Source organism: Sanguibacter inulinus, assembly GCF_013415325.1.
GTDB lineage: Bacteria > Actinomycetota > Actinomycetes > Actinomycetales > Cellulomonadaceae > Sanguibacter > Sanguibacter inulinus.
Genome location: NZ_JACBYE010000018.1, coordinates 1 through 24,072, shown reverse-complemented (window position 1 = coordinate 24,072; position 24,072 = coordinate 1). Strand labels below are relative to the sequence as shown.

At 70.5% G+C, this 24,072-nt stretch carries 19 protein-coding genes and 3 tRNA genes; 18 read left to right on the top strand and 4 right to left on the bottom strand.

Features of this window, described 5'->3' with window-relative positions:
* Nucleotides 1–155: 155 nt before the first annotated feature.
* The 6 genes from HZZ10_RS09080 (at nt 156) to HZZ10_RS09055 (ending at nt 2,067) form a co-directional block, all read left to right on the top strand.
* Nucleotides 156–237, top strand: a tRNA-Tyr gene (locus tag HZZ10_RS09080).
* Nucleotides 238–637: 400 nt separating this feature from the next.
* Nucleotides 638–709, top strand: a tRNA-Thr gene (locus HZZ10_RS09075).
* Nucleotides 710–773: 64 nt separating this feature from the next.
* Nucleotides 774–850: transfer RNA gene (locus HZZ10_RS09070), tRNA-Met, on the top strand.
* Between the two features lie 85 nt (nt 851–935).
* Entirely contained in the window at nt 936–1,106 is a 171-nt protein-coding gene (gene rpmG, locus HZZ10_RS09065; RefSeq protein ID WP_082544193.1) for a 50S ribosomal protein L33, read from the top strand.
* A 23-nt stretch (nt 1,107–1,129) separates the two neighbouring features.
* A complete protein-coding gene (locus tag HZZ10_RS09060) occupies nt 1,130–1,636 on the top strand; it encodes an FAS1-like dehydratase domain-containing protein (RefSeq protein ID WP_056136610.1) in 507 nt (168 codons plus the stop codon).
* Nucleotides 1,633–2,067, top strand: a complete 435-nt coding sequence (locus tag HZZ10_RS09055) for a MaoC family dehydratase (RefSeq protein WP_179913260.1) — start codon at nt 1,633–1,635, stop codon at nt 2,065–2,067. The genes HZZ10_RS09060 and HZZ10_RS09055 overlap by 4 nt, the downstream gene beginning before the upstream one ends.
* 431 nt (nt 2,068–2,498) lie before the next feature.
* On the opposite strand, the gene HZZ10_RS09050 is transcribed toward HZZ10_RS09055, so the two are convergent.
* Nucleotides 2,499–3,578 carry a LacI family DNA-binding transcriptional regulator gene (locus HZZ10_RS09050; RefSeq protein ID WP_179913259.1) on the bottom strand — a complete coding sequence of 360 codons (1,080 nt, stop codon included), beginning with the start codon at nt 3,576–3,578 and terminating at the stop codon, nt 2,499–2,501.
* Nucleotides 3,579–3,838: 260 nt separating this feature from the next.
* Between HZZ10_RS09050 and HZZ10_RS09045 the strand changes: the two genes are divergently transcribed.
* Together HZZ10_RS09045 and HZZ10_RS09040 are read left to right on the top strand one after the other, a co-directional pair.
* Entirely contained in the window at nt 3,839–5,212 is a 1,374-nt protein-coding gene (locus HZZ10_RS09045) for an MFS transporter (protein WP_228087325.1), read from the top strand.
* Between the two features lie 101 nt (nt 5,213–5,313).
* The gene (locus HZZ10_RS09040) at nt 5,314–6,501 is read left to right on the top strand and encodes a UDP-N-acetylmuramate dehydrogenase (protein ID WP_179913258.1); all 1,188 of its coding nucleotides are present in this window, start codon (nt 5,314–5,316) and stop codon (nt 6,499–6,501) included.
* A gap of 106 nt (nt 6,502–6,607) precedes the next feature.
* On the opposite strand, the gene HZZ10_RS09035 is transcribed toward HZZ10_RS09040, so the two are convergent.
* A complete protein-coding gene (locus tag HZZ10_RS09035; protein WP_179913257.1) occupies nt 6,608–7,141 on the bottom strand; it encodes a septum formation family protein in 534 nt (177 codons plus the stop codon).
* Nucleotides 7,142–7,316: 175 nt separating this feature from the next.
* Here HZZ10_RS09035 and HZZ10_RS19150 point away from each other — a divergent pair, with 175 nt between their 5' ends.
* From HZZ10_RS19150 to eno, 7 genes are all read left to right on the top strand, one after another.
* Entirely contained in the window at nt 7,317–8,135 is an 819-nt protein-coding gene (locus tag HZZ10_RS19150) for a phosphotransferase family protein (protein ID WP_218928607.1), read from the top strand.
* Between the two features lie 83 nt (nt 8,136–8,218).
* Complete coding sequence (locus tag HZZ10_RS09025; RefSeq protein ID WP_156382885.1) at nt 8,219–8,947, top strand: hypothetical protein; 729 nt, start codon at nt 8,219–8,221, stop codon at nt 8,945–8,947.
* Between the two features lie 200 nt (nt 8,948–9,147).
* On the top strand, nt 9,148–12,786 hold the full coding sequence (gene mfd, locus HZZ10_RS09020; RefSeq protein WP_179913256.1) for a transcription-repair coupling factor: 3,639 nt from the start codon (nt 9,148–9,150) through the stop codon (nt 12,784–12,786).
* Between the two features lie 327 nt (nt 12,787–13,113).
* On the top strand, nt 13,114–14,673 hold the full coding sequence (locus tag HZZ10_RS09015; RefSeq protein ID WP_179913255.1) for a Re/Si-specific NAD(P)(+) transhydrogenase subunit alpha: 1,560 nt from the start codon (nt 13,114–13,116) through the stop codon (nt 14,671–14,673).
* Between the two features lies 1 nt (nt 14,674).
* Nucleotides 14,675–16,093 (top strand): Re/Si-specific NAD(P)(+) transhydrogenase subunit beta, encoded by a 1,419-nt coding sequence (pntB, locus tag HZZ10_RS09010; protein ID WP_056136631.1) that lies wholly within the window; start codon nt 14,675–14,677, stop codon nt 16,091–16,093.
* Nucleotides 16,094–16,209: 116 nt separating this feature from the next.
* Nucleotides 16,210–16,983 (top strand): nucleoside triphosphate pyrophosphohydrolase, encoded by a 774-nt coding sequence (locus tag HZZ10_RS09005; protein ID WP_179913254.1) that lies wholly within the window; start codon nt 16,210–16,212, stop codon nt 16,981–16,983.
* Nucleotides 16,984–17,118: 135 nt separating this feature from the next.
* Entirely contained in the window at nt 17,119–18,399 is a 1,281-nt protein-coding gene (eno, locus tag HZZ10_RS09000) for a phosphopyruvate hydratase (protein WP_179913253.1), read from the top strand.
* Between the two features lie 235 nt (nt 18,400–18,634).
* Here the strand turns inward: eno and HZZ10_RS08995 are convergent, their stop codons facing one another.
* Both HZZ10_RS08995 and HZZ10_RS19145 read right to left on the bottom strand, forming a co-directional pair.
* A complete protein-coding gene (locus HZZ10_RS08995; protein WP_218928606.1) occupies nt 18,635–19,906 on the bottom strand; it encodes an MFS transporter in 1,272 nt (423 codons plus the stop codon).
* Between the two features lie 9 nt (nt 19,907–19,915).
* Nucleotides 19,916–20,122 (bottom strand): hypothetical protein, encoded by a 207-nt coding sequence (locus tag HZZ10_RS19145; protein ID WP_218928605.1) that lies wholly within the window; start codon nt 20,120–20,122, stop codon nt 19,916–19,918.
* 209 nt (nt 20,123–20,331) lie between these two features.
* Here HZZ10_RS19145 and HZZ10_RS08990 point away from each other — a divergent pair, with 209 nt between their 5' ends.
* Genes HZZ10_RS08990 through HZZ10_RS08980 form a run of 3 tightly spaced genes read left to right on the top strand, consistent with a single transcriptional unit; the run spans nt 20,332 to nt 23,813 of the window.
* The gene (locus tag HZZ10_RS08990; protein WP_056136635.1) at nt 20,332–20,544 is read left to right on the top strand and encodes a heavy-metal-associated domain-containing protein; all 213 of its coding nucleotides are present in this window, start codon (nt 20,332–20,334) and stop codon (nt 20,542–20,544) included.
* Nucleotides 20,541–21,509, top strand: coding sequence for a DUF8832 domain-containing protein (locus HZZ10_RS08985; protein WP_179913252.1), 969 nt, complete (start codon nt 20,541–20,543; stop codon nt 21,507–21,509). The genes HZZ10_RS08990 and HZZ10_RS08985 overlap by 4 nt, the downstream gene beginning before the upstream one ends.
* A 45-nt stretch (nt 21,510–21,554) precedes the next feature.
* The gene (locus HZZ10_RS08980) at nt 21,555–23,813 is read left to right on the top strand and encodes a heavy metal translocating P-type ATPase (RefSeq protein WP_179913251.1); all 2,259 of its coding nucleotides are present in this window, start codon (nt 21,555–21,557) and stop codon (nt 23,811–23,813) included.
* Nucleotides 23,814–24,072: the final 259 nt, after the last annotated feature.

Here is a 24,072-nt window from a genome sequence, read left to right as displayed (position 1 = left end):
TGCCTGCCAGGTCAGGGTGTCCTGCGACACCTTCGCGCCACGGATTTCGTCCTGGCCGGACCCTCTTGTATTGTTGGGGTGCTCCTGCAGCGTAGGTGGCTGCATCCGGCTCGTCCGGGTGCTGACCAGCACGATCTACCCGCAGAAGTCATCACGGCAACTTGCCCGAGCGGCCAAAGGGAGCTGACTGTAAATCAGCCGTCACAGACTACGTGGGTTCGAATCCCTCAGTTGCCACACGAGAAGGCGTCACCCGTCAGGGTGGCGCCTTCGGTGCTTCCCGGGTCTGGCGTCGGGGTGCAGCCTGCTCTGCTCTCCTCTGACCGGTCGTGCGTGCCTGCGCCGTCACGCGCGGGTCCGGCGTGCGTGCACTGTCGTCGCCCACCGGTCTTGCGCGCGGACCCCGGCGCACCCTGCCGGTCCTGTGGGTCCGGCGCGAGCTGGCCGCGCCCGATCCCGCGCGAACCCGCCGTCTGGCGGTGCTCTCCGGGGGGTGCGACGGGCTGTCGGCAGCGGTGTGCAGAAGCACTCCTGGGCTGCTGTATCGTTGTCGTTCGCGGAGCGTCAGGGCCGTGATCGGAACCACACGGAGCCGATTTCGTCTACCAGCCCCTGAGCATGTAATGTTTTCCGCGCTGCCCCCGTAGCTCAGTGGTAGAGCGCAGTCTTGGTAAGACTGAGGTCATGGGTCCGATTCCCATCGGGGGCTCTGTTGGTGTGTCGGCGTCAGGCGTGGGACTATGTCTCCTGCGTCAGACGTTGGACATCGATGCGGCGGGGTAGCTCAGTTGGTCAGAGCGCACGGCTCATAATCGTGAGGTCGCGGGTTCGAGCCCCGCCCCCGCTACCAGCACTGGCAACACGCGCGCGCCGGCCGGCGGTGTGCGTCATCCGAAGTTCGTAGCGCCCCCGGCGGCGCGAGAGGTGGCACGACCGTGGCTAGCAAGAGTTCAGACGTTCGCCCCAAGATCACGCTCGCTTGTGTCGAGTGCAAGGAGCGGAACTACATCACGAAGAAGAACCGTCGGAACAACCCCGACCGTCTCGAGCTCGCGAAGTTCTGCCCGCGCTGCAGCAAGCACAACCCGCACCGCGAGACCCGCTGACCTTCTCGGTCACCAGCGCAGCGATGACATCCTCCTCGGTCAACCTCGACTACGTCGGGCGCGAGTATCCGGCCAATGCCCCGTACTCGGTTGGCCGAGAGAAGATCCGTGAGTTCGCTGCTGCAGTAGGTTCGTCCCACCCCGCGCACCACGATGTGGTCACAGCGCGGGGTTTGGGGTATCCGGACATCGTCGCACCCCCGACCTTCGCGGTCCTCGTGGCACAGCGCGCTGAGGCGCAGTACATCGAGGACCCCGAGGCGGGGGTCGACTTCTCTCGCGTGGTCCATGCCGACGAGAGGTTCGTGCACCACCGTCCGATCGTCGCCGGCGACGAGCTCGTGACGGTCCTGCACGTCGTGTCGATCACCGAGCGCGCCGGTCTCGCCATGGTGAGCACACGCTGCGACATCTACGCCCTGCCCGCCGACGCGGACGCCGCGACCAGCCAGGCAGCGCCCAGCACCGAGGGTGCCGAGCTCGTCTCGAGCGTGAGCTCCACGCTCGCCGTCCGAGGTGAGGGTCTGTGACCACGCTCAGCCCCGTCCCTGACATCACGACCCTCACGGTCGGGTCCGTCGTCGGCACCAGGACTGTCACCGTCGACCGTTCCAGGCTCGTCCGCTACGCCGGTGCCAGCGGAGACTTCAACCCCATCCACTGGAACGACACCTTCGCCCAGGGCGTCGGTCTCCCCGGTGTGATCGCCCACGGCATGTTCACGATGGGTGCGGCTGTAGCTCTCGTCGAAGACTGGGCGGGCGACCCGGGTCGGGTCGTCGACTACCAGACGCGATTCACGCGACCTGTCCCCGTGCCGAACCCGGGAGAGGCCGTGGTCGAGGTGTCGGCCGTCATCGGTGCCATCGACCTCGAGGCTCGCACGGCCCGCGTCGACCTCACGGTCACCTTCGAGGGTGCCCGCGTCCTCGGCAAGTCTCAGGCCGTCGTCGCCCTCTGAGCCCGGTGAGGTCTTCCTCTGACGGGGGAGCGCGCTCGCGCGCCAGGTAGCGCGCTCACGCACGAGGTAGCGCGCTCACGCATGAGGTAGCGCGCTCACGTCCAACCCCGCATGCTCGCGCACGAGGTCGCACGTCCTTCGTCGACGTCGCACTGACACCCACGAGGTCGCACGTTCTTCGTCGAGGTCGTACGGACACGCGGTATCGCCCACGGATCCTCAGGATTTTGGCGTGTCCGGACGACCTCGTGCCACCGAGTACGACCTCGTGACTGGGGATGCGACTTCGTGCCTACGGGTACGACCTCGCGACTCCGGGGCGACCTCGTGCCCACGGGTGAGACTTCGTGCCCACGGGTGAGACCTCGTGCCTACGGGTACGACCTCGCGACTCGGTGGAGACCTCGTGACTCTGGGAGACGCGGGACTGATCAGCTCTGTGCTGGGGGAGCTGTGGTCGTGCCGACGACGAGCTCGACGCCGAGGATCGTCACCGTAGGTTCGTCGCCCGCGAGGATCCCCTCGACGGCGTGACCGAGGGCGGCACCCTTGTCGGCGAGGGGCTGACGGACGGTCGTCAGCACGTCGGCCCCGAGCCACGGGAGGTCGAGGCCGTCGAAGCCGGCGATCGACACGTCCTCCGGCACCCGCAGGCCGAGCTCGCGGGCGCCGAGGATCGCCCCGGCCGCGAGCAGGTCTGACTGGGCGACGAGGGCCGTCGGTCGCTGCGAGACGTCAGGCCAGCGCTCGGGGGAGAGCACCTCCATCGCGGCGGCGTGGCCGTGCTCGACGAGCGACGCCTCGGTCTCCCACACGAGCACGGGGTCGACCCCGGCGTCGTGCATCCCCGCGAGACGGTTGCGCGTCGGGGTCCACTCGATGTCGTCGAGGGAGGTGGCCTCGCCCGAGCGCCTGTCGGCCGAGAAGGGCAGGCTGACGACGGCGATGCGTTCGTGGCCGAGATCCGTCAGGTACCGCGTGAGCTCGGCGGTTCCGCCGCGGTCGTCGATCCCCACGAGCGGGGCACCTTCGAGCGGGCGCCCCTCCCCGACGACCATCGGCACGCCGCGGCGCTCGAGCGCCTCGACGCTCTTGTCGTTCGCATGGACACCCCAGATGAGGATCGCGACGTCCATCGCGGCGGTCTCGATGAGCGGGTCGACGGTCTGCAGGCCTTCTTCGTCGCTCGTCCCGGGGATGAGCAGGACCCCCAGGCCGAGGGAGCCGAGGGTGCTGGCCAGGCCGTCGAGGACCTGGACGGAGACAGGGTCCCGGAACGACCGGCGCAGCTTGTCGCCGATGACCACGCCGACGATGCCCGAGCGGCCGGAGCGCAGCTGGCGCCCCAGCGGGTTCGGGCCGCGGTAGCCGAGCTCTTCGGCTGCGGCCATGACGCGGGCGCGGGTCTTCTCGGCGATCGGCCCGGAGGCGGCGAAGGCGAGAGAGGCTGTCGAGATCGAGACACCGGCCACCTCGGCGACGCTCGCGAGCGTCGGACGGTGAACCGACATGTGATCCTCGCTTCCCCTGGGCGCATCTGATTGACGGACGCCGCCAGCGTACCTGACAATTGTCAGCAAGCCTCGGAACGATTCGATCAGTACCGTGGCAGGCGTTCGAATCGATTCGACAGCGAAGGAACAGAACGATCAAGGCCTCGACCTCACCCGACCGCGCCCTCCACCACGCGCGCATCGCCCTCCTCGGGCTCTTCCTCATCCTCGGGGTCAACACCTCGAGCTGGTTGGCGCGCCTGCCGACCATCCGGGAGATGCTCGGGCTGACCACAGCCGACCTCGGCGCCGTGATGCTGGCCGGAGCCGTCGGCTCCCTCGTCATGGTGACCTTCGCGGGATCGATCGTGCTGCGCTTCGGCGGGACGCCGGTCTACGTCTTCGCGGCCTCGTCGAGCTTCCTCGCGCTGGCCCTCGAGGGCATCGGCCCCGCGGTCGGGCACACCTGGGTGCTGGTCGTGGGCATCTTCCTCAACGGTATGAGCATCGCGCTGCTCAACGTGGTGCAGAACGTCGAGACGGCGAGCGTCGAACGGCGGATGGGTCGGGCGATCGTGCCCCAGTTCCACGCAGCCTTCTCGATCGGCGCCGTCCTCGGGTCGCTCATCGGCGCCGGGTCCTCGGCTCTCGAGGTCCCCGTCGTGGTGCAGTTCCTCGTGATGACGACGCTGACGCTCGTCTGGCGCCTGGTCTCGGTGCGCTACATCATCCACGACACGCACCTCGCGGGCGAGGTCCGCTGGGAGCGTGCGTCGACAGCCCGGGTGCGTCGGGTGCAGAAGGCCGAGATCCGCGGCGGTGTGGTCCAGGCTGCTCCAGGGACGACAGGTGCCCGTGCCGTGGTCCGCGCCCGGCGTGCCAGCCTGGCGTCCGCCCTGGGTGCCTGGCGCGAGCCGCGCACCCTCTTCATCGGCGTGGTCATCCTCGCCGCATCGCTGTCCGAGGGCTCGGCCAACAACTGGCTGGCGATCAGCGTCGTCGACGGCTTCGCTGCCTCGGAGAGCACCGGTGCGCTGGTCTTCGGTGCCTTCGTCACCGCCATGACCGTCGTGCGGATCTTCGGCACGCGGCTCATCGACCGCTACGGGCGCGTGCTCGTGCTGCGGGCCTCGGGCGTGGTCTCGATGGTCGGCCTCCTGCTCTTCGGCTTCGGCCCGACCCTCGCGGTCTCCGCCGTCGGCGTCGTCCTCTGGGGCTTCGGCGCGGCTCTGGCTGTGCCTGTCGGCATCGCGGCCGCCTCGGACGACCCGCTCAAGGCCGCGGCTCGTGTCTCGGTGGTCTCGGCCTTCGCCTCGATGTCCTCGCTCGTCGCGCCCCCGGTGGTCGGCCTGCTGGCCGAGTCGATCGGTGCGCGTCAGACGCTCACCGGCATCACCGTGTTCGTGGTGCTCTCGATCCTGCTGTCCAAGCACGTCGCCCGCCTGGTCCCCGAGGACACCACGGGTGCCCAGGGTGACAGCTCGCGGGTCGACGGTTCGGCGCCGACCGACGACGAGCGTCGGACCGAGACCACGACCCTCGGCATGGAGATGGCGGTGGCCGAGAACATGGTCGCCGACGCCTTCGCCGTCGAGGTGCTCATGGACGAGGACGACGACGTCGCCCGGGCCGAGGCCCGCTCGCGCGGCTGAGGCGTGCTGCCCCGCCGGTCTGGCTCCTGTCAGCTCGCCTGCGCTAGATCCTCACCTGCCCAGCGCAGCGCAGACAGGGCTCGGAGTCTTAAACTGGCGGGGTGACCGAGGACCTGAGAACACTGGCCGAGCCCACCTTCGCCGACCTCACGACGCTGCGCGTCGGCGGGGACATGGACACCCTGGTCCGCACGACCACCGAGGCCGAGCTGATCGACGCCGTCCGGGCGGCCGACGACGCGGGTGAGCCCGTGCTGATCCTCGGCGGCGGCTCCAACCTGCTCGTCGCCGACGAGGGCTTCTCCGGGGTCGTGATCCAGGACCAGCGCTCCGGGCTGCGGGTCGAGAGCGCCGACTCCTGCGGTGGTGCGAACCTCACGGCGCCGGCAGGGCACAGCATGGACGAGCTAGTCGCCGAGGTCATCGACCGTGGCTGGGTCGGCGTCGAGTCTCTCTCGGGCATCCCGGGGACCGTCGGCGCAGCCCCCGTCCAGAACATCGGCGCCTACGGCCAGGAGATCTCCGGCTCTGTCGCCAACGTCAGGGTCTGGGACCGCGGGCGCGGTCGTGTGCGCACACTGTCCCTCGTCGACCTGGACTTCGGCTACCGCACGTCGATGCTCAAGCGCTCGACGCAGATGCCGCACTCGCGCGCAGGCGAGCCTGGCGACGTCGACCCGCGGGCGCCGTGGTACCCGAGCCCGCGCTACGTCGTCCTCGACGTGAGCTTCCAGCTGCGCATCGGGACGCTCTCGACGCCCATCGTGTACCCCGAGCTCGCCCGCCGGCTCGGGGTCGAGGAGGGCGCCCGCGCCGAGACGAGCGCTGTGCGCGACGCCGTCCTCGAGCTGCGCGGCAGCAAGGGGATGCTGCTCGACACAGGTGACCAGCCGGACTACGACCGGTGGAGCGCCGGCTCCTTCTTCACCAACCCGATCATCCCCGCGGACCTCGTCGCGGACCTGCCCGAGGGCGTCCCGGTGTTCCCCGTGCGGACGGCGACCCCGACCACGACGACAGGCCCTGCCCTCGGCACCATCGACCCGAGCGTCGTCAAGGTCTCGGCCGCGTGGCTCATCGAGCGTGCCGGCTTCGGCAAGGGATACGGCGTCGACGGGCCGGACAGCGCCGCGAGGGTCTCGACCCGGCACACGCTCGCCCTCACCAACCGTGGCCACGCGACCGCGAACGACATCGTGCGGCTCGCGCGAGAGGTCCGGGGCGGTGTCGACGCCGCCTTCGGTATCGAGCTCGTGCCTGAGCCCGTGCTCGTCGGGGTGTCGCTCTGAGGCCCAGCTGACCCTCTGAGGTCTGCTCACAGACGACAGCCTGCTCACAGGCCACGGGCCGCCCTACCTAGAGGTAGGGCGGCCCGTGGCCTGTCGTCCGAGCAGCTCAGAGCTGCGAGCCCTTGAAGGACTCGGTGACGTCGTCCTGCGAGGCGACGACGCACTGGATCAGACGGTCGTCGAAGCCTTCCCAGCTGTCAGCCGTCGGGGTCAGCGGGGAGTAGTCGAGCGACGAGTCGTCCCAGGGGATGCCGACGAAGGTCGCGAACTGGTCGTAGCAGTAGGTGTCTGCCTGCTGGCTGATGGCGTCGTCGCCGGGGTAGTCGCCGTCGGGCAGCGACATCTCCGCGTAGACCTCGCCGTCGTGCGGCTCGCCGCACGGGACCACGGGGACCGAGTTGATCTCGCCCGACCCGAGGGCCACGTAGTCGAGGCAGTCGCCGACCTTGATCGAGAAGACGTCGGCGTCGGCCGTCTCGGTGATCTGGCCGTTCGTCTCGTCGCGCGGGGGCTCGTTCGAGGAACCCGAGCTGTCGAAGACGGAGCAGCTCGACAGGGCGAGGGCAGCGACGGCCGACAGTGCCACGACGGACAGGCCGCGGAGGGGGAGGCCGGAGGGGCGGGACAGGGACGGCGACATGGTGGGAGTGCCTTCTCTCGTGAGGGGCTCTGCGACCGGAGGGCTGCAGGCACGCCGATCGTAGCCGCGTGAGCGCAGGTCAAGGGGCTGAATTCTCGTGGGAGGCTGGGGGAGAAGTCACCATGGGTGATGATCGGTCTGCGCGACACCGGTCTGTCGCAGGGAGGGGAAGGTCATGGACGAGCAGGACGTCGCCCGGCTGGTGCGCGACGCGTCGCGCAGCTTCGGGCTGGACCCGGAGCGGCTCGTGCCGCTCGGAGGGGCGACCGGGCGGGTGCTCGGAGTCGACGACGTCGTGCTGCGTCTCAGCTGGCCGCAGGTGCTCGACCACGAGCACCTCGCGTCCTCGGCCGCAGCAGCCGTGGTCCCGGTGCCCGAGCTCGTGGACCGGTACGACAGCCCCTCGGGCGACGGTGCAGCGGCACTGATCCGCCGTGCGCCGGGGACCGACGCGGCTGCGCTCGACGGGATGAGCCTCGACAGGGCGCGCAGGCGTGGGGCAGCATGCGGCAGAGCCCAGGTCGCGATCAGCACCGTCCGGCCGCCTGCGGGGCTCGCCAGGGTTCGAGGGGACGACGACCACGCCAGGAGCGAGGAGGACGTGCTGCTGCACCTCGACCTGCACCCTCTCAACATCGTGCTCGGCGACGACGACGAGGTCACCGCCGTCATCGACTGGACCAACGCCGCGGCCGGGCCTGCCGCCCTCGACCGGGCGCGTACGGCGAGCATCTTCCACCTCGACCCCCACGCCGTCCCGCTGCTCGGGGACCCGACCTGGCGAGCCTTCCTCGAGGGGTGGACCGAGAGCGCGCAGCTCGACCTGGTGCCAGCCCGGGCCACGGCCTGGGCGTGCCGGTACATGCTCGACGACGTCGGCGACAGGTACGACGAGGACGGGCTCGCACCCGTGCGGGCTGCGCTCGCGGAGGCAGAGCTGGCGACGACGGCGGGGCCGGCGCCGGCATCGCCTCCGTCCACAGCCCGGGCGTGACAGGTTCACCAGAGCCGCGGACGAGTGGTCTGACAGCAGGCTCTCCGAGCCTGTAGATTTCACCCCTCGAACGAGCCGCACCGATGCCACTGACAGGGGCCGTGATGCCGCAGGACCGCTCGCCGCTCGACCATCTGCCCGACGACGGCGCACCGGACGCGCTGTCCGCCCGCCGCCAGAGGCAGATCCTCCTCGCGCTCCTGTCCGTGCTGCTCGTGGTCGGAGCGGTCGTCGTGCTCGTGCTGCTCGCCAGCCAGCGCGAGCCTGTCCCAGGAGGCACGGTGACCGACGACCCAGGCACCAGCTCACCGACGGCTGAGCCGAGTGCCACGTCGACCCCCGACGCCGACCTCGACGCGGCGCTCGCCGACCTCGACTCCTCGCGCTCGACCCTCGAGACGGCTGTCCTCTCCGCCGACGAGCTCCTCAGGGCGACGGACGGCAAGGTCGCCGACCCCGCGTCGCGCACTGGGCTGGTCGACGCGCTCGCGGTGGCGCAGAGCGCCCTCGACGCCGACGTGGACCGCACGAGGCTCAGCGACGTGCAGACGGCGACGACCAGGCTCCGCGCGACGACGGCGAGCCTGCAGCATGCTGCCGGGATCGTCGCTGACTCGCACGAGGAGTGGTTGCTCCAGCAGCAGCCACCGCCGACCAGCACCCCGGTCGCACCAGCCCCGGGACCGACGGTCGACCCGCTCCCGCTCCCGGTGCCCACAGGCCCCGGTGGTGAGCCCGGCCCTCTCACCCCGCCGGACCGGACGCCGCGGCCCGGCCCGCAGCCGATCCCGATCCCCGACGACCAGCGCTGACCCTGGTGCCCGTGGGGCCTCCTCGGTCCTGGCGGGGGCCTCCCCGCGCGATGTCGGTGGTGCGTCGTACGCTAGAACCACGTAGCCCGGATCATTCATGATTCGGGCCTGTTCGCGTTGCCCCGACCAGCTGTGCCGGGCGCAGCGCGGGCGCACGACCGGCGTCTGGCCGGCCGATCGTCGGCACTGGTGAAGGACATATGAATCTCACGGGCATCATCTCCGCTCTCCTCGAGGACCAGGGCGCGCGCGCCACGGTCGACCGTGTGCGGTCCCGCGGCGCGCTCGACGTGATCGGCCCGGCGGGCGTGCGCCCGCCGTTGCTGGCCGCGATGGCCGGTGCCCGTGCGAGCGAAGGCCTCATCCCGGAGACCGGCGCCGACGGCTCGCGCCCGCTCGTGGTCGTCACGGCGACGGGCCGCGAGGCCGACGACCTCGCCTCGGCGCTGCGCTGCTATCTGCCCTACGACGACGTCGCGGTGCTGCCCGCGTGGGAGACGCTCCCGCACGAGCGTCTGTCTCCGCGGTCTGACACCGTCGCCAAGCGCCTCGCCGTGTTCCGCCGTCTGGCCCACCCCTCGGCCGACCTCGGCATGACAGGACCGGTCCGCGTCCTCGTCATGCCCGTGCGCGCCCTGCTCCAGCCTGTCGTCGAGGGGCTCGGCGACCTCGAGCCCGTGCGCCTCGAGGTCCGTGACCGCGCCGACCTCGCCGACGTCGCCGACAGGCTGTCCGCAGCCGCCTACGCACGCGTCGACATGGTCGAGCGCCGCGGCGAGTTCGCCGTGCGCGGTGGGATCCTCGACGTGTTCCCGCCGACCGAGGACCACCCGCTGCGTGTCGAGTTCTGGGGCGAGGAGGTCGAGGAGATCCGCTGGTTTGCCGTCGCCGACCAGCGCAGCCTCGAGATCGCCGATCACGGCGTCTGGGCGCCGCCGTGCCGCGAGATGCTGCTCACCGACGACGTGCGCGACCGCGCCTCGGCCCTCGTCGAGCAGCTCCCCGGCGCCGCCGAGATGCTCGACAAGATGGGCGCCGGCATCGCCGTCGAGGGCATGGAGTCCCTCGCCCCGGTCCTCGTGGACCGCATGGTGCCGGTCCTGGACCTCGTCCCCGACGACGCCCTCGTCGTGCTGAGCGACCCGGAGCGGGTCCGCCGCCGGGCGCACGACCTCGTGGCGACCACCCAGGAGTTCCTCGCCGCCGCCTGGACGTCCGCCGCAGCCGGCGGCTCGACGCCGATCGACCTCAGCGCCGCGTCCTTCGACACCATCGAGGACGCCCGCGACCTCTCGGCCCGCCGCGGACTCGGGTGGTGGACCCTCAGCCCCTTCGGCCTCGACAACCCCGAGGACGACACCGACGACGACGCCCCCGTCCAGGACCCTGACGCCGACGTGCTGCGCATCGGTGCCCGTGAGGTCGAGGCGTACCACGGTGACGTCTCGCGCGCCCTCGACGACGTCCGCGGGCTCCAGCACGCCGGCTGGCGACTCATCATGACGACCGAGGGCCACGGCCCGGCCAAGCGCATGGTCGAGCAGCTGAGCAGCGCCGACGCACCGGCGCGTCTCGTCGGGGAGATCACCACGGACCCCGAGGGCGGGGTGGTCCTCGTGACCCCGGCGCCGCTCGGCCCAGGGTTCGTCGCGCCCGACCTCAAGATCGCCGTCTTCTCCGAGTCGGACATGACAGGCCGTGCCGGGTCCTCGACCCGCGACATGCGCAAGATGCCGTCGAAGCGCCGCAACATCGTCGACCCCCTCCAGCTGAGGGCTGGCGACTTCGTGGTGCACGAGCAGCACGGTGTCGGGAAGTTCATCGAGCTCGTCCAGCGCACCCTGGGTGGCGGTGCTGCTGCCGCGACCCGTGAGTACCTCGTCATCGAGTACGCGAGCTCGCGCCGCGGCCAGCCCGGAGACCGTCTCTTCTGCCCGACGGACCAGCTCGACCAGGTGACCAAGTACACCGGTGGCGAGTCCCCGGCCCTCAACAAGATGGGCGGCTCGGACTGGGCCAAGACGAAGGGCAGGGCGAAGAAGGCGATCAAGGAGATCGCCTCCGAGCTCATCCGTCTCTACTCGGCGCGCATGGCGACCAAGGGCCACGCCTTCGGGCCGGACACCCCGTGGCAGCGCGAGCTCGAGGACGCCTTCGCGTACACCGAGACCCCCGACCAGCTGGCGACCATCGACGAGGTCAAGCAGGACATGGAGAAGACGATCCCCATGGACCGTCTGGTCTGCGGCGACGTCGGCTACGGCAAGACCGAGATCGCGGTCCGGGCTGCCTTCAAGGCCGTGCAGGACGGCAAGCAGGTCGCGGTCCTGGTCCCGACCACCCTGCTCGTCCAGCAGCACTACGACACCTTCGCCGAGCGCTACGCGGGATTCCCCGTCGTGGTCAAGGGCCTCTCGCGCTTCCAGTCCGACAAGGAGGCGAAGGAGGTCGTCGACGGTCTCAAGGACGGCACCGTCGACGTGGTCATCGGGACGCACCGCCTGCTGTCAGGGTCCATCCGTTTCAAAGACCTCGGGCTCGTCGTGGTCGACGAGGAGCAGCGTTTCGGCGTGGAGCACAAGGAGACGCTCAAGCAGCTGCGCACCAACGTCGACGTCCTCGCGATGAGCGCGACGCCGATCCCCAGGACCCTCGAGATGGCTGTCACCGGGATCCGGGAGATGTCGACGCTCGCGACGCCGCCTGAGGAGCGCCACCCGGTGCTCACCTACGTCGGGGCCTACGACGACAAGCAGATCACCGCGGCGATCCGCCGTGAGCTGCTCCGCGAGGGCCAGCTGTTCTACGTGCACAACAAGGTCGACTCGATCGACCGGACGGCCGCGCGCCTCAAAGAGCTCGTGCCCGAGGCTCGCATCGAGGTGGCTCACGGCAAGATGGGCGAGCACCAGCTCGAGCGCGTGATCATGGACTTCTGGGAGAAGAAGTTCGACGTGCTCGTCTGCACGACCATCATCGAGACCGGGCTCGACATCTCGAACGCCAACACGCTGATCCTCGAGCGCGCCGACATGCTCGGCCTCTCCCAGCTGCACCAGCTCCGCGGGCGCGTGGGGCGTGGGCGGGACAGGGCGTACGCGTACTTCCTCTACCCGCCCGAGCGTCCCCTGACGGAGACTGCGCACGACCGTCTCGCGACCATCGCGGCCAACACCGACCTCGGCTCGGGCATGGCCGTGGCCATGAAGGACCTCGAGATCCGCGGCGCAGGCAACCTGCTGGGCGGTGAGCAGTCCGGGCACATCGCCGGGGTCGGCTTCGACCTCTACGTGCGGATGGTCGGCGAGGCCGTCGCAGCCTTCCGCGGCGAGGCCGAGGAAGAGGCGCCCGAGGTCACCATCGAGCTCCCCGTCGACGCGCACCTGCCGCACGAGTACATCGCGCACGAGCGGCTGCGCCTCGAGGCGTACCGCAAGATCGCGGCGGCCCAGACCGACGCCGACCTCGCGGACATCCGAGCCGAGCTCGTCGACAGGTACGGTGCGGTCCCCGAGGTGGTCGGCAACCTCTTCGACGTGGCGGCCTTCCGCAACCACGCGCGGGCTGCCGGGCTCTCCGACGTCACGGCCCAGGGCAAGTACGTACGCTTCGCGCCCGTCGACCTCGCCGAGTCTGCTGAGCTGCGCCTCAAGCGTCTGTACCCCGGCACGATCCTCAAGCCGGCGATCCGCTCGGTCCTCGTGCCCTTCCCGACCACCGGTCGCATCGGCGGTCGGCCGCTGCGAGGGGCGGAGATCCTCGCCTGGGCCACGGAGCTCATCGACGCTGTCATCACGGGCGACGTGTCGGCAGCAGCGTCGGTCGGGACGCGCCGGTAGCGGGCGCGCTGGGCAGCCGGCCGGGAGCCCACGGCAGGCCGGGTGCCCAGTACCCGCAGCGACGACGCGACCGGCCGGCGACGCAGGTCAGCAAGGGCTTAGGTCCCTGCGTCCGCGGTCAGTCGTGCGTCACCATGGACGGTGGGTCGGCGCACGACGCCTCCCCACCACCTCCAGACCAGACCGGTGACGGAGTGTCGACTGCCGCTTGGAAAACGCTTACCGCCGTGTGTGGTAGACCAGGCTCCATCAGCCGGGGCGCACGCAGTCCCAGCACCCGGTTCCGGCCGACCGGCCTGTCCACGGACCAGTGAACGAGGAGAATCGATGAAGATCGGAGCACCCCGCGAGACACGTCCGGGGGAGAGGCTCGTCGCGGCGACCCCCACCACGGTCGCGCAGCTCGTCGCGCTCGGCTACGACGTCGCTGTCGAGAGCGGAGCGGGCTCAGAGGCCAGCTTCGACGACGCGAGCTACGTCGCCGCCGGGGCGTCGGTCGTCGGCCACGACGAGGTGTGGGCCAGCGACATCGTCACCTGTGTCAACCCGCCGGCCGACGACGACATCGCGCGGCTGCGCTCGGGGGCGACGATCGTCTCGATGATGGCGCCGGCCGCACGCCCGGACCTCGTCCAGGCCTTCTGGCAGCAGGGCGTCAACGCCCTCGCCCTCGACGCTGTCCCGCGGATCTCCCGCGCCCAGGCGCTCGACGTCCTCAGCACCATGTCCAACGTCGCGGGCTACCGCGCGGTCATCGAGGCCGCCGAGGCCTACGGCGGCATGTTCGCCGGGCAGGTCACGGCAGCGGGCAAGACCGCTCCGGCCAAGGTCTTCGTCATCGGCGGCGGCGTCGCCGGGCTCGCGGCGATCGGCGCCGCGGTCAGCCTCGGCGCGCAGGTCCGAGCGTTCGACGTGCGGCCCGAGGCCGGTGAGCAGATCGAGTCGATGGGCGCAGAGTTCGTCCAGGCGCAGGCCGCCCAGCAAGAGGTGTCCTCGGACGGCTACGCCCAGGCGATGACCGACGAGCAGGAGCGGCTGACCGCCGTCATGTACGCCCAGGAGAGCGCCTGGGCCGACATCGTCATCACGACGGCCCTCGTGCGGGGCTCTGCTCCGCGGACCATCACGGCCGAGATGGTCGCGGCCATGCGTCCAGGCAGCGTCGTCGTCGACCTCGCCGCCTCAGGCGGCGGGAACTGCGAGCTCACGGTCCCCGGGAGCGTCGTGGTCACCGACGACGGCGTGACGATCATCGGCTGGACCGACCTCGCGAGCCGGCTGCCCAAGCACACCTCGCAGCTCCTCGGCACGAACATCGTCAACCTCATGAAGCTGCTCACGCCCGGCAAGGACGGCCAGATCGTCCTCGACATGGACGATGTCGTGCAGCGCGGGATGACCGTCACGCTCGGGGGAGAGGTCTTGTGGCCCCCGCCGCCCGTCCAGGTCTCGGCAGCAGCGCCGGCCCCGGTCGCCGCAGCGGTCCCCGCCGTCGACCCCGTGGTGGCGGCTCGGCTGGCCGCCGAGGCCGCCCGGCGCCAGAGCCAGCGCCGCCTGGCGACCTACGGGCTCGGAGCAGTGCTCCTCGGGCTGGCCGTGGCGTTCTCCCCACCGGCCTTCGTCGGGTTCTTCACGGTCTTCGTGCTCGCCGTCTTCGTGGGCTACTACGTCATCTCCAACGTGAGCCACTCGCTGCACACCCCGCTGATGGCCCAGACGAACGCCATCTCGGGGATCATCCTCGTCGGCGCGCTGCTGCAGATCGGCAGCGACGACTGGTGGGTCACCTCGCTCGCCCTCGTCGCCGCGACAGTCGCCAGCATCAACATCTTCGGCGGGTTCCTCGTGGCCTACCGCATGATCACCATGTTCCGGAAGGACGCCTGACATGACGCTCGCCTCCCTCGCGCAGGCCGTGTACGTCCTCGCCGCGATCCTCTTCATCCTCAGCCTCGCCGGGCTCTCGAAGCAGAGCACAGCCCGCAGCGGCAACATCTTCGGCATGCTCGGCATGGGGCTGGCCCTGCTCGCGACCGTGGCCCTCGGCCTCGACAGCAGCGAGCGGCCGGTCCTGGTCACAGCCCTGCTCATCGCGATGGTCTTCGTCGTCGGTGCGGGCGTCGGCACCTGGCAGGCACGACGCGTCGAGATGACGCAGATGCCAGAGATGATCGCGATGCTGCACAGCTTCGTCGGTCTCGCCGCAGTGCTGGTCGGCGTCAACTCCTACCTCACCGAGACCCACGCAGACACGCTCCACCTCGTGGAGGTGTTCCTCGGGATCTTCATCGGGGCCATCACCTTCACAGGGTCGATCGTCGCGTACCTCAAGCTCTCGGCGCGCATCAAGTCCTCGCCGCTCACGCTCCCCGGGCGCAACCTGCTCAACCTCGCCGGGCTTCTCGCGTGCGCAGGGCTGCTCGTCTGGTTCCTCGCCAGCCCCTCGGTGTGGCCGCTGCTCGTCATGATGGTCGTCGCGCTCGCGATCGGCTGGCACCTCGTGGCGTCGATCGGAGGCGGCGACATGCCTGTCGTCGTGTCGATGCTCAACTCGTACTCCGGGTGGGCTGCCGCCGCGGCCGGGTTCATGCTGAGCAACAACCTGCTGATCATCGTCGGTGCGCTCGTCGGCTCCTCCGGTGCGATCTTGTCGTACATCATGTGCAAGGCGATGAACCGGTCCTTCGTCTCGGTGATCCTGGGCGGTTTCGGCTCCGACGACGGTGCTCCCGCCGCAGGCTCCGACGACACCGACTACGGCGAGCACCGCGAGGTCACCGCCGTCGAGGTCGCCGAGATGCTCTCGGAAGCCCGCTCCGTGGTCATCACCCCCGGCTACGGCATGGCCGTCGCCAAGGCGCAGTACCCCGTCGCGGACCTCGTCTCGCGGCTGCGGGCCCAGGGCGTCGACGTGCGCTTCGGTGTCCACCCCGTCGCCGGGCGCCTGCCGGGCCACATGAACGTGCTGCTCGCCGAGGCCAGGGTCCCGTACGACATCGTCCTCGAGATGGACGAGATCAACGACGACCTCCCCGAGACCGACGTCGTGCTGGTCATCGGCGCGAACGACACCGTCAACCCGGCCGCTCTCGACGACCCGGGCTCGCCCATCGCCGGGATGCCCGTCCTGGAGGTGTGGAAGGCCAAGCAGGTGGTCGTGTTCAAGCGGTCGATGGCCACCGGGTACGCCGGGGTCCAGAACCCGCTGTTCTTCAAGGAGAACACCGCGATGCTCTTCGGCGACGCAAAGCAGCGCGTCGACGACATCGTCGCCGCGATCGGCGCGGAGGAGAAGGTCTCGGTCTGACCGAGGAGGACGGCCTGCGACCGCAGGCCGTCCCCAGCCCCCGCTGACGGGCTCGTCGTCCACCCTCGTGGTGGCGACGAGCCCGTCGTGCGTCGAGGCTGCGGCAGAATCGGAGCATGACCTCTGCTGCCCGCACCGAGCCGTCAGGCACCGAGCCCTCCGGCACCGTCCGCGACCCGCTCCGCGACGCCGACGCGCTCCGCGACGCCGACGCGCTCCGCGACGCCGACCCGCTCCGCGACCTCGTCGAGGCGATGGACGTGCTGCGCTCCCCGGGCGGGTGCCCGTGGGACGCCGAGCAGACCCACGAGTCGCTCGTGAGGTACCTGCTCGAGGAGACCTACGAGCTCGTCGAGACCATCGAGACCGGGGACAGGGCCGGGCTGCGCGAAGAGCTCGGCGACGTCCTCTTCCAGGTCGTCTTCCACGCGCGGATCGCCGCGGAGGACCACGGTGACCCCTTCACCCTCGACGACGTCGCCGCCGACCTCGTCGCCAAGCTGCACCGTCGCCACCCGCACGTGTTCGGCGACGACGAGTACGTCGACGCCGCGCACCTCACCACGCGCTGGGACCAGATCAAGCAGCAGGAGAAGGCTCGTGCGTCGGTCCTCGACGGCATCCCTCTCGACCAGGGCGCACTCTCGCGCGCGCAGAAGGTCGTCTCGCGAGCCCAGCGTGCGGGCTTGCCGGACGACGGGGCAGCGGACGGCGGGGCGGCAAAGGCGCCCGGCCCGGTAGGTCTGACCTCCGAGGAGGTCGGCGCGGAGCTGCTCGCCGTCGTCCGCAGAGCCCAGGCGGCAGACGTCGACGCCGAAGGTGCGCTCCGCGCGGCCCTGCGCACGCTCGAGTCTGAGATCCGTGACGTGGAGCGTCACGCGGGCCCCTGACCGACGTGGCGCAGCGGTGACGCGGGGGTGGCTCGGGCGTGATCGTGTGCGCCATAGGTCGAACATCCCGCCCCAGGACCGCCCGGATCCGACTAGTGTTGGGTCGTAAACCCGTAGTCCTTAGAAGGAGCATCTGTGGCCAGCATCGAAGTCGTCTACGCACGCGAGATCCTCGACTCCCGCGGAAACCCCACTGTCGAGGTCGAGGTCGTCCTCGACGACGGCTCGTCCGCCCGCGCAGGCGTGCCCTCCGGTGCGTCCACGGGTGCGTTCGAGGCAGTCGAGCGCCGCGACGGTGACAAGGGCCGTTACCTCGGCAAGGGCGTCCAGGGCGCCATCGACGCCGTCAACGAAGAGATCGCCCCCGAGATCATCGGCCTCGAGGCCGAGGAGCAGCGCGAGCTCGACTCCACGCTGATCGACCTCGACGGCACCCCGAACAAGGGCAAGCTCGGCGCCAACGCGATCCTCGGCGTCTCGCTCGCCGTCTCGCAGGCCGCTGCGGAGTCCGCAGGCCTCGAGTACTTCCGCTACGTCGGCGGCCCGAACGCTCACGTCCTCCCCGTCCCGATGATGAACATCCTCAACGGTGGGTCGCACGCCGACTCCAACGTCGACATCCAGGAGTTCATGGTCGCCCCGATCGGCGCCACCTCGTTCCGCGAGGGCCTGCGCATCGGCGCCGAGGTCTACCACTCCCTCAAGTCCGTCCTCAAGAGCGAGGGCCTCTCGACCGGTCTCGGTGACGAGGGTGGCTTCGCGCCGAACCTCTCGAGCAACCGTGCCGCGCTCGACCTGATCCTCGTCGCGATCGAGAAGGCCGGCTTCAAGCCGGGCGTCGACGTGGGCCTCGCGCTCGACGTCGCAGCGACCGAGTTCTTCTCCGAGGGTGCCTACCAGTTCGAGGGCAAGGCCACGAGCCCGGCCGACATGGTCGCGTACTACGCGCAGCTCGTCGCCGACTACCCCCTCGTCTCGATCGAGGACCCGCTGTCCGAGGACGAGTGGGACTCCTGGGCCGAGCTCGTCGCCCTCGTGGGCGACAAGGTGCAGATCGTCGGTGACGACCTCTTCGTCACCAACCCGGAGCGTCTGGCCAAGGGCATCAAGGCCCGCTCGGCCAACTCGCTGCTCGTCAAGCTCAACCAGATCGGTACCCTCACCGAGACCCTCGACGCTGTCCAGCTCGCGCAGCGCGCCGGCTTCACCGCGATGATCTCGCACCGCTCGGGCGAGACCGAGGACACGACGATCGCCGACCTCGCCGTCGCGACCAACGCTGGCCAGATCAAGACCGGTGCCCCCGCCCGTGGCGAGCGCATCAACAAGTACAACCAGCTCCTGCGTATCGAAGAGTCCCTCGGCGACTCGGCTGTCTACGCCGGTGCCTCGGCCTTCCCGCGCTGGAACGCCTGAGCATCAGCTCACAGGTAGGTCGCTGACCTGCTGACGACGCCCGGTGGTCCCGTGAGGGGCCACCGGGCGTCGTCGTCTCCGGTGAGAGACCGGTCGTGGTCTCCTGCGAGAGGCTGGTCGCGTCGACCTGGCACGAGCAGGAGACACACGCTGCTGTCCGGCCGCTGACCGCCAGCCGGCCGCTGACCGCCAGTCGCCCGCTGGTCGATGCCGACCGCTGGCCGACCGCCGACCGCTAGCCGTTGACCGGCGCGTCGGTCGCGTGAGTGCCCACGCGGGGCCTCGACATCGCGACGGCCGTCACGACAGCGCCGACGAGTGCGAGGACCGCCGCTCCGACGAAGGCGGCCGAGTAACCGGCTGTGAGGTCGACCGGTGCGGGGTCGGTGCCGGCGACCACGTAGAAGATGGCCGTGAGCGCGGCGAGCCCGAGCGCGGAGCCGATCTGGTAGCTCGTGCTCACGAGGCCCGACGCGACTCCGGTCTCAGCGGGTGGCGCGGCGTTGATCGCCGTGCCGAGGGACGGCACGAAGGTGAGGGACATGCCGAGGGCGGCCAGGAGCGAGGCGGGCAGCACGTCGACGGCATAGCTGCCGTCAGGACGGACGAAGGACAGCCACACGAGCCCGGCTGCGAGCAGCAGCAGCCCCGTCACGATGAGCGACCTCGCGCCGAAGCGTTCCTGGAGCCGAGGTGCGACAGCGAGCATGACGAGCACGACGAGCCCTGTCATCGGCAGGAGCGCCGCGCCGGCCGCGAAGGCGCTCGCGCCGAGGACCTGCTGCAGGTAGAGGTTGAGGAAGAACCACATCGAGACCCACGCGGCGCCGAGCATCAGCTGTGCGCCGTTCGCGGCAGCGAGCAGAGGCGCACGCAGCAGCCCGAGCCGGAGCAGAGGGTTGCGGCTCCGCGCCTGGACCACGAAGAAGATCACCAGCAGCACGACGCCGGCGGCCAGCGCGGCGAGGGTCGGCAGCGCGAGCCACCCGACCTCCGGGGCGTTGACGACCGCGTAGACGAGCGCCGCCAGACCGAGGGTCACGGTGAGCGCACCGACGACGTCGATGGAACCTGAGGCCTTCTTCTCGGTGCGCGGGAGGGCTGACGCCGTGAACGCGAGCACCAGGACCGCGATCGGCACGGTGACGTAGAAGACCCAGGGCCAGCTCGCGTACTCGGTGAGGACTCCTCCGAGGAAGACCCCGGCGCTGCCTCCGACCGGAGCCGCCGCGCCATAGACGGCGAAGGCCTTCGGCAGGTCGCGTGTGCCGCCGAACAGCATCATCAGCAGGGTCAGTGCGGCCGGGGCGATCATCGCCGACCCGGCACCCTGGATCGCCCGGCCGGCGATCTCGAGCCCGATGCTGCTCGCGGCTCCGGCGAGGACAGACCCGACGATCAGCACGACCCAGCCCAGCGCGAAGATCTTGCGGGCGCCGAAGACGTCGGCAAGGCGACAGCCCAGCAGGAGCAGGCCCCCGAAGGCGACGACGTAGGCGTTGAACACCCAGGACAACTACTCGGGCGTGAAGCCGAGGTCTGCCTGGATGTCCGGGAGGGCGACTCCGATGATCGACGTGTCCATGATGACCACGAACTGGGCCGTGGCGATGAGCGCGAGGCCGAGCCACCGCTTCCTGGACGACGGCGGGGGGGTGGGTAGACATGAGATCTCCTCCTGAGGATGGGCCGGTGGACCCGGCGCTCGCCAAGAAATACCCATGGGGGGTATGGGTGTCAGCGCGAGCCGAACCTGCTGGTGAACAACTTGTTCGGATCCACGGACGTACCCCGTAGGGGTATACAAGACTCTGGAGCGCAGCGAACGTGGCATCTCTCGACCCGCCCTTGTGGAATACCCCAGCGGGGTATACGTTCCAGGGCACGAGGTACCCCGTGGGGGTATCCAGACGCATGAGAGGACGGTCCGTCATGGCCACAAAGGAGTACCAGGTGAGCGGCATGACCTGCGGGCACTGCGAGCTCTCGGTCCGCGAGGAGGTCGGCGCGGTCGCCGGGGTCGTCGACATCCAGGTGAGCGCCGCGACAGGCCGGCTCGTCGTGACGGGCTCCGGTGCCTTCGACGACGCACAGGTCCTGGCGGCCGTCGACGAGGCCGGCTACTCGGCCGTGCGGTCCGCATGAAGACCTGGGCGCGACTGAGTCTCTACGGCCTCGGGATCGCGCTGACCTTCGGTGGCGCCTACGGCGTCGCTGGGGCGGTCGTGCCCGAGAGCACCGTCGACAGCTGGACCAGAGGGGACGAGATGGACGAGCACGGACAAGACCACGGAGCCGAGAGCGCCGTGACGACAGAGACCACAGCGACCGGACCTGCGGACAGCGGGCTCGCGGGCCTCGCGCTCGGCGCCGCCGGGTACGAGCTCTCGTCGGTCGACGCACCGATGCAGGTCGGTGAGACCGGCGAGCTGAGCTTCCAGGTCCGGGACGCCTCGGGGGCGCCGGTCACGCAGTACACGACAGCGCACGAGAAGGACCTGCACCTGATCGTGGTGCGGGCCGACGGCAGCCAGTTCCGCCACGTCCACCCCGAGCTGGACGAGACCACCGGGACCTGGTCGACGCCCTGGGAGTGGGCAGCAGCCGGGAGCTACCGCGTCTACGCCGACGTCACGCCGGCCGGCGCCGAGGAGTCCCTCACGCTGACTCGCACGGTCCAGGTCGCCGGGGACCTGGTCCCCGTGGTCCCGCAGCCGGCCCGGAGCGACCAGGTGGACGGCTTCACCGTGACCGTCGACGGCGAGCTGGTCGCGGGGGAGGCCAGCGAGCTCACCTTCACCGTCACCAGGGACGGCGAGCCTGTCGTCGCCCTCGAGCCGTACCTGGGGGCCTTCGGCCACCTCGTCGCGCTGCGCGACGGCGACCTCGCCTATCTGCACGTCCACGCCGAGGGCGGCGACCCGGAGCCCGGTCAGACAGCCGGGCCGGAGATCACCTTCGCAGCCCAGACCCCGACCGCGGGCCGGTACCTGCTGTACCTGGACTTCCAGGTCGACGGTCAGGTCCGCACCGCCGAGCTCGTGCTCGACGCCGCTCCCGGCGCCGACCCCGCGGGACCCGAGAGCGGACCGCACCCGGAGGGGCACTGACCGAGAGGTCGGACCCACTCCCACCAGCCGAGAGAAGGAACTGACATGAGCACGACTGCCCCTCCGGGCGTGACCGCCGGCATCGAGCTGGAGATCAGCGGGATGACCTGCGCCTCCTGCGCCATGCGGATCGAGAAGAAGCTCAACAAGCTCGACGGCGTCGTCGCGACCGTGAACTACGCGACCGAGAAGGCCCGGGTGATGGTCCCGGACGGGTTCGACCCGGCGATGCTGATAGCCGAGGTCGAGAAGACCGGGTACGGCGCTGCTCTGCCCGCCCCCGTGGGCGGGAGCACGGACGGTCCGACCGCAGACGGCGAAGACCCTGAGCTGGTCTCGCTGCGCCACCGGCTGATCGGTGCTGTCGTGCTGACGGTGCCCGTCATCGCGATGGCCATGGTCCCGGCCTGGCAGTTCACCTACTGGCAGTGGGCCTCGCTCGTCCTCGCCGCCCCGGTGATCGTGTGGGCGGCGTGGCCGTTCCACAAGGCCGCGTGGGCGAACCTCCGGCACGGCACCGCGACCATGGACACGCTCATCTCGGTGGGTACCTCCGCCGCGTTCTTGTGGTCGCTGTACGCGCTGTTCTTCGGCACCGCGGGCACCCCGGGCATGACGCACCCCTTCGAGCTCACGCTCGCACCGTCCGACGGTGCGGCGAACATCTACCTCGAGGTGGGTGCCGGCGTCACGATGTTCATCCTCGCCGGTCGGTACTTCGAGAAGCGTTCCAAGAAGCAGGCGGGGGCGGCCCTGCGCGCGCTGCTCGAGCTCGGCGCCAAAGAGGTCTCGGTGCTGCGCGGCGGCGTCGAGACGAAGATCCCGGTCGAGGACCTCGCTGCGGGCGACGAGTTCGTGGTGCGGCCGGGCGAGAAGATCGCCACGGACGGTGTCGTGGTGTCCGGGACGTCCGCCGTGGACGAGTCGATGCTCACGGGTGAGTCGGTCCCTGTCGAGGTCTCGGCAGGGGACGCCGTCACCGGCGCGACGACCAACGCCGGTGGACGCCTCGTGGTCCGCGCGACCCGCATCGGGTCAGACACCCAGCTCGCGCAGATGGCCCGTCTCGTCGAGGACGCCCAGACCGGCAAGGCCGAGGTCCAGCGCCTGGCCGACAGGATCTCCGGTGTGTTCGTGCCGATCGTCATCGTGATCGCCGCCGCAGCGCTCGGCGGGTGGCTGGGCGCAGGCTTCCCCGTGAGCGCGGCCTTCACGGCTGCGGTCGCGGTCCTGGTCATCGCCTGCCCCTGCGCGCTCGGGCTCGCGACGCCGACGGCGCTCCTGGTCGGCACAGGCCGGGGTGCGCAGATGGGCGTTCTCATCAAGGGCCCGGAGGTGCTCGAGTCGACCCGCGCGATCGACACCGTCGTCCTGGACAAGACCGGGACTGTCACGACAGGGAAGATGACCCTCGTCGACGTCGTGGTCGAGCCCGGGACAGACCGCGCCGAGCTGCTGCGGCTCGCCGGCTCGCTCGAAGACGCCTCCGAGCACCCGATCGCGCAGGCTGTCGCCCAGGGTGCGAGGCAGGAGGTCGGGGCGCTCGCGGTCCCTGAGGACTTCGCCAACGTCGAGGGCAAGGGGGTGCAGGGTGTCGTGGACGGCCGTGCCGTCCTCGTCGGTCGCCAGTCCTTGCTCGCCGAGTGGTCCCAGGAGCTCAGCCCTGCGCTGGTCGCTGCCAAGACCCAGGCCGAGGGCGAGGGGAAGACCGTCGTCGCTGTCGGCTGGGACGGGCAGGCACGCGGTGTCCTCGTGGTCGCCGACACCGTCAAGCCGACGAGCGCCGAGGCCGTCGCCCAGCTCAAGGCGCTCGGTCTGACCCCCGTGCTCCTCACCGGGGACAACGAGGCCGTCGCCCGGCAGATCGCCGCGGAGGTGGGCATCGACGAGGTGATCGCCGAGGTCCTCCCGAAGGACAAGGTCGACGTCGTCACCCGCCTGCAGGCCGAGGGGAGGGTCGTCGCGATGATCGGCGACGGCGTCAACGACGCCCCGGCGCTCGCGCAGGCGGACCTCGGCCTGGCGATGGGCACCGGAGCGGACGTCGCGATCGAGGCCTCCGACATCACGCTGGTGCGTGGCGACCTGCGCAGCGCCGTCGATGCCATCCGGTTGTCTCGCGCGACGCTCCGGACGATCAAGACCAACCTGTTCTGGGCCTTCGCCTACAACGTCGCGGCGATCCCCGTCGCGGCGCTCGGCATGCTCAACCCGATGCTCGCAGGGGCTGCGATGGCGCTCTCGAGCGTCTTCGTCGTGGGCAACAGCCTGCGCCTGCGCGGGTTCCGGAGCGTCACCACGTGATGAGATCCCCGGAGGCGAGCCCCCGCCCGGGCTGCGCAGGTTGCGGGCCGGCCTTCGACGCGGACCCCGCGCGGTACGCCGCCAGTGTCGCGTGACCGCGTGACCGCGTGACCGCGTGACCGCGTGACGGCGTGACCACCCGGCGCACCTGACCACGTGCGCCGCCCGGACGGGGCGCGGGTGTGTGAGGGATGTGGAGGCTGGCGAGTCGCGCGCTGCGTCCTCCGGGCCGACGGGGCAGGATTGGCCTGTGCCTCCC

Excerpts from the sequence above, each read along its gene's own strand:
- HZZ10_RS09060 (WP_056136610.1), top strand. The coding sequence starts at position 1,130 with ATGACATCCTCCTCGGTCAACCTCGACTACGTCGGGCGCGAGTATCCG.
- HZZ10_RS09050 (WP_179913259.1), bottom strand. The coding sequence starts at position 3,578 with ATGTCGGTTCACCGTCCGACGCTCGCGAGCGTCGCCGAGGTGGCCGGT.
- HZZ10_RS09045 (WP_228087325.1), top strand. The coding sequence starts at position 3,839 with ATGCTCGGGCTGACCACAGCCGACCTCGGCGCCGTGATGCTGGCCGGA.
- HZZ10_RS09035 (WP_179913257.1), bottom strand. The coding sequence starts at position 7,141 with ATGTCGCCGTCCCTGTCCCGCCCCTCCGGCCTCCCCCTCCGCGGCCTG.
- HZZ10_RS19150 (WP_218928607.1), top strand. The coding sequence starts at position 7,317 with ATGGACGAGCAGGACGTCGCCCGGCTGGTGCGCGACGCGTCGCGCAGC.
- HZZ10_RS09025 (WP_156382885.1), top strand. The coding sequence starts at position 8,219 with ATGCCACTGACAGGGGCCGTGATGCCGCAGGACCGCTCGCCGCTCGAC.
- mfd (WP_179913256.1), top strand. The coding sequence starts at position 9,148 with ATGAATCTCACGGGCATCATCTCCGCTCTCCTCGAGGACCAGGGCGCG.
- HZZ10_RS09015 (WP_179913255.1), top strand. The coding sequence starts at position 13,114 with ATGAAGATCGGAGCACCCCGCGAGACACGTCCGGGGGAGAGGCTCGTC.
- pntB (WP_056136631.1), top strand. The coding sequence starts at position 14,675 with ATGACGCTCGCCTCCCTCGCGCAGGCCGTGTACGTCCTCGCCGCGATC.
- HZZ10_RS09005 (WP_179913254.1), top strand. The coding sequence starts at position 16,210 with ATGACCTCTGCTGCCCGCACCGAGCCGTCAGGCACCGAGCCCTCCGGC.
- HZZ10_RS19145 (WP_218928605.1), bottom strand. The coding sequence starts at position 20,122 with ATGGGTATTTCTTGGCGAGCGCCGGGTCCACCGGCCCATCCTCAGGAG.
- HZZ10_RS08990 (WP_056136635.1), top strand. The coding sequence starts at position 20,332 with ATGGCCACAAAGGAGTACCAGGTGAGCGGCATGACCTGCGGGCACTGC.
- HZZ10_RS08985 (WP_179913252.1), top strand. The coding sequence starts at position 20,541 with ATGAAGACCTGGGCGCGACTGAGTCTCTACGGCCTCGGGATCGCGCTG.
- HZZ10_RS08980 (WP_179913251.1), top strand. The coding sequence starts at position 21,555 with ATGAGCACGACTGCCCCTCCGGGCGTGACCGCCGGCATCGAGCTGGAG.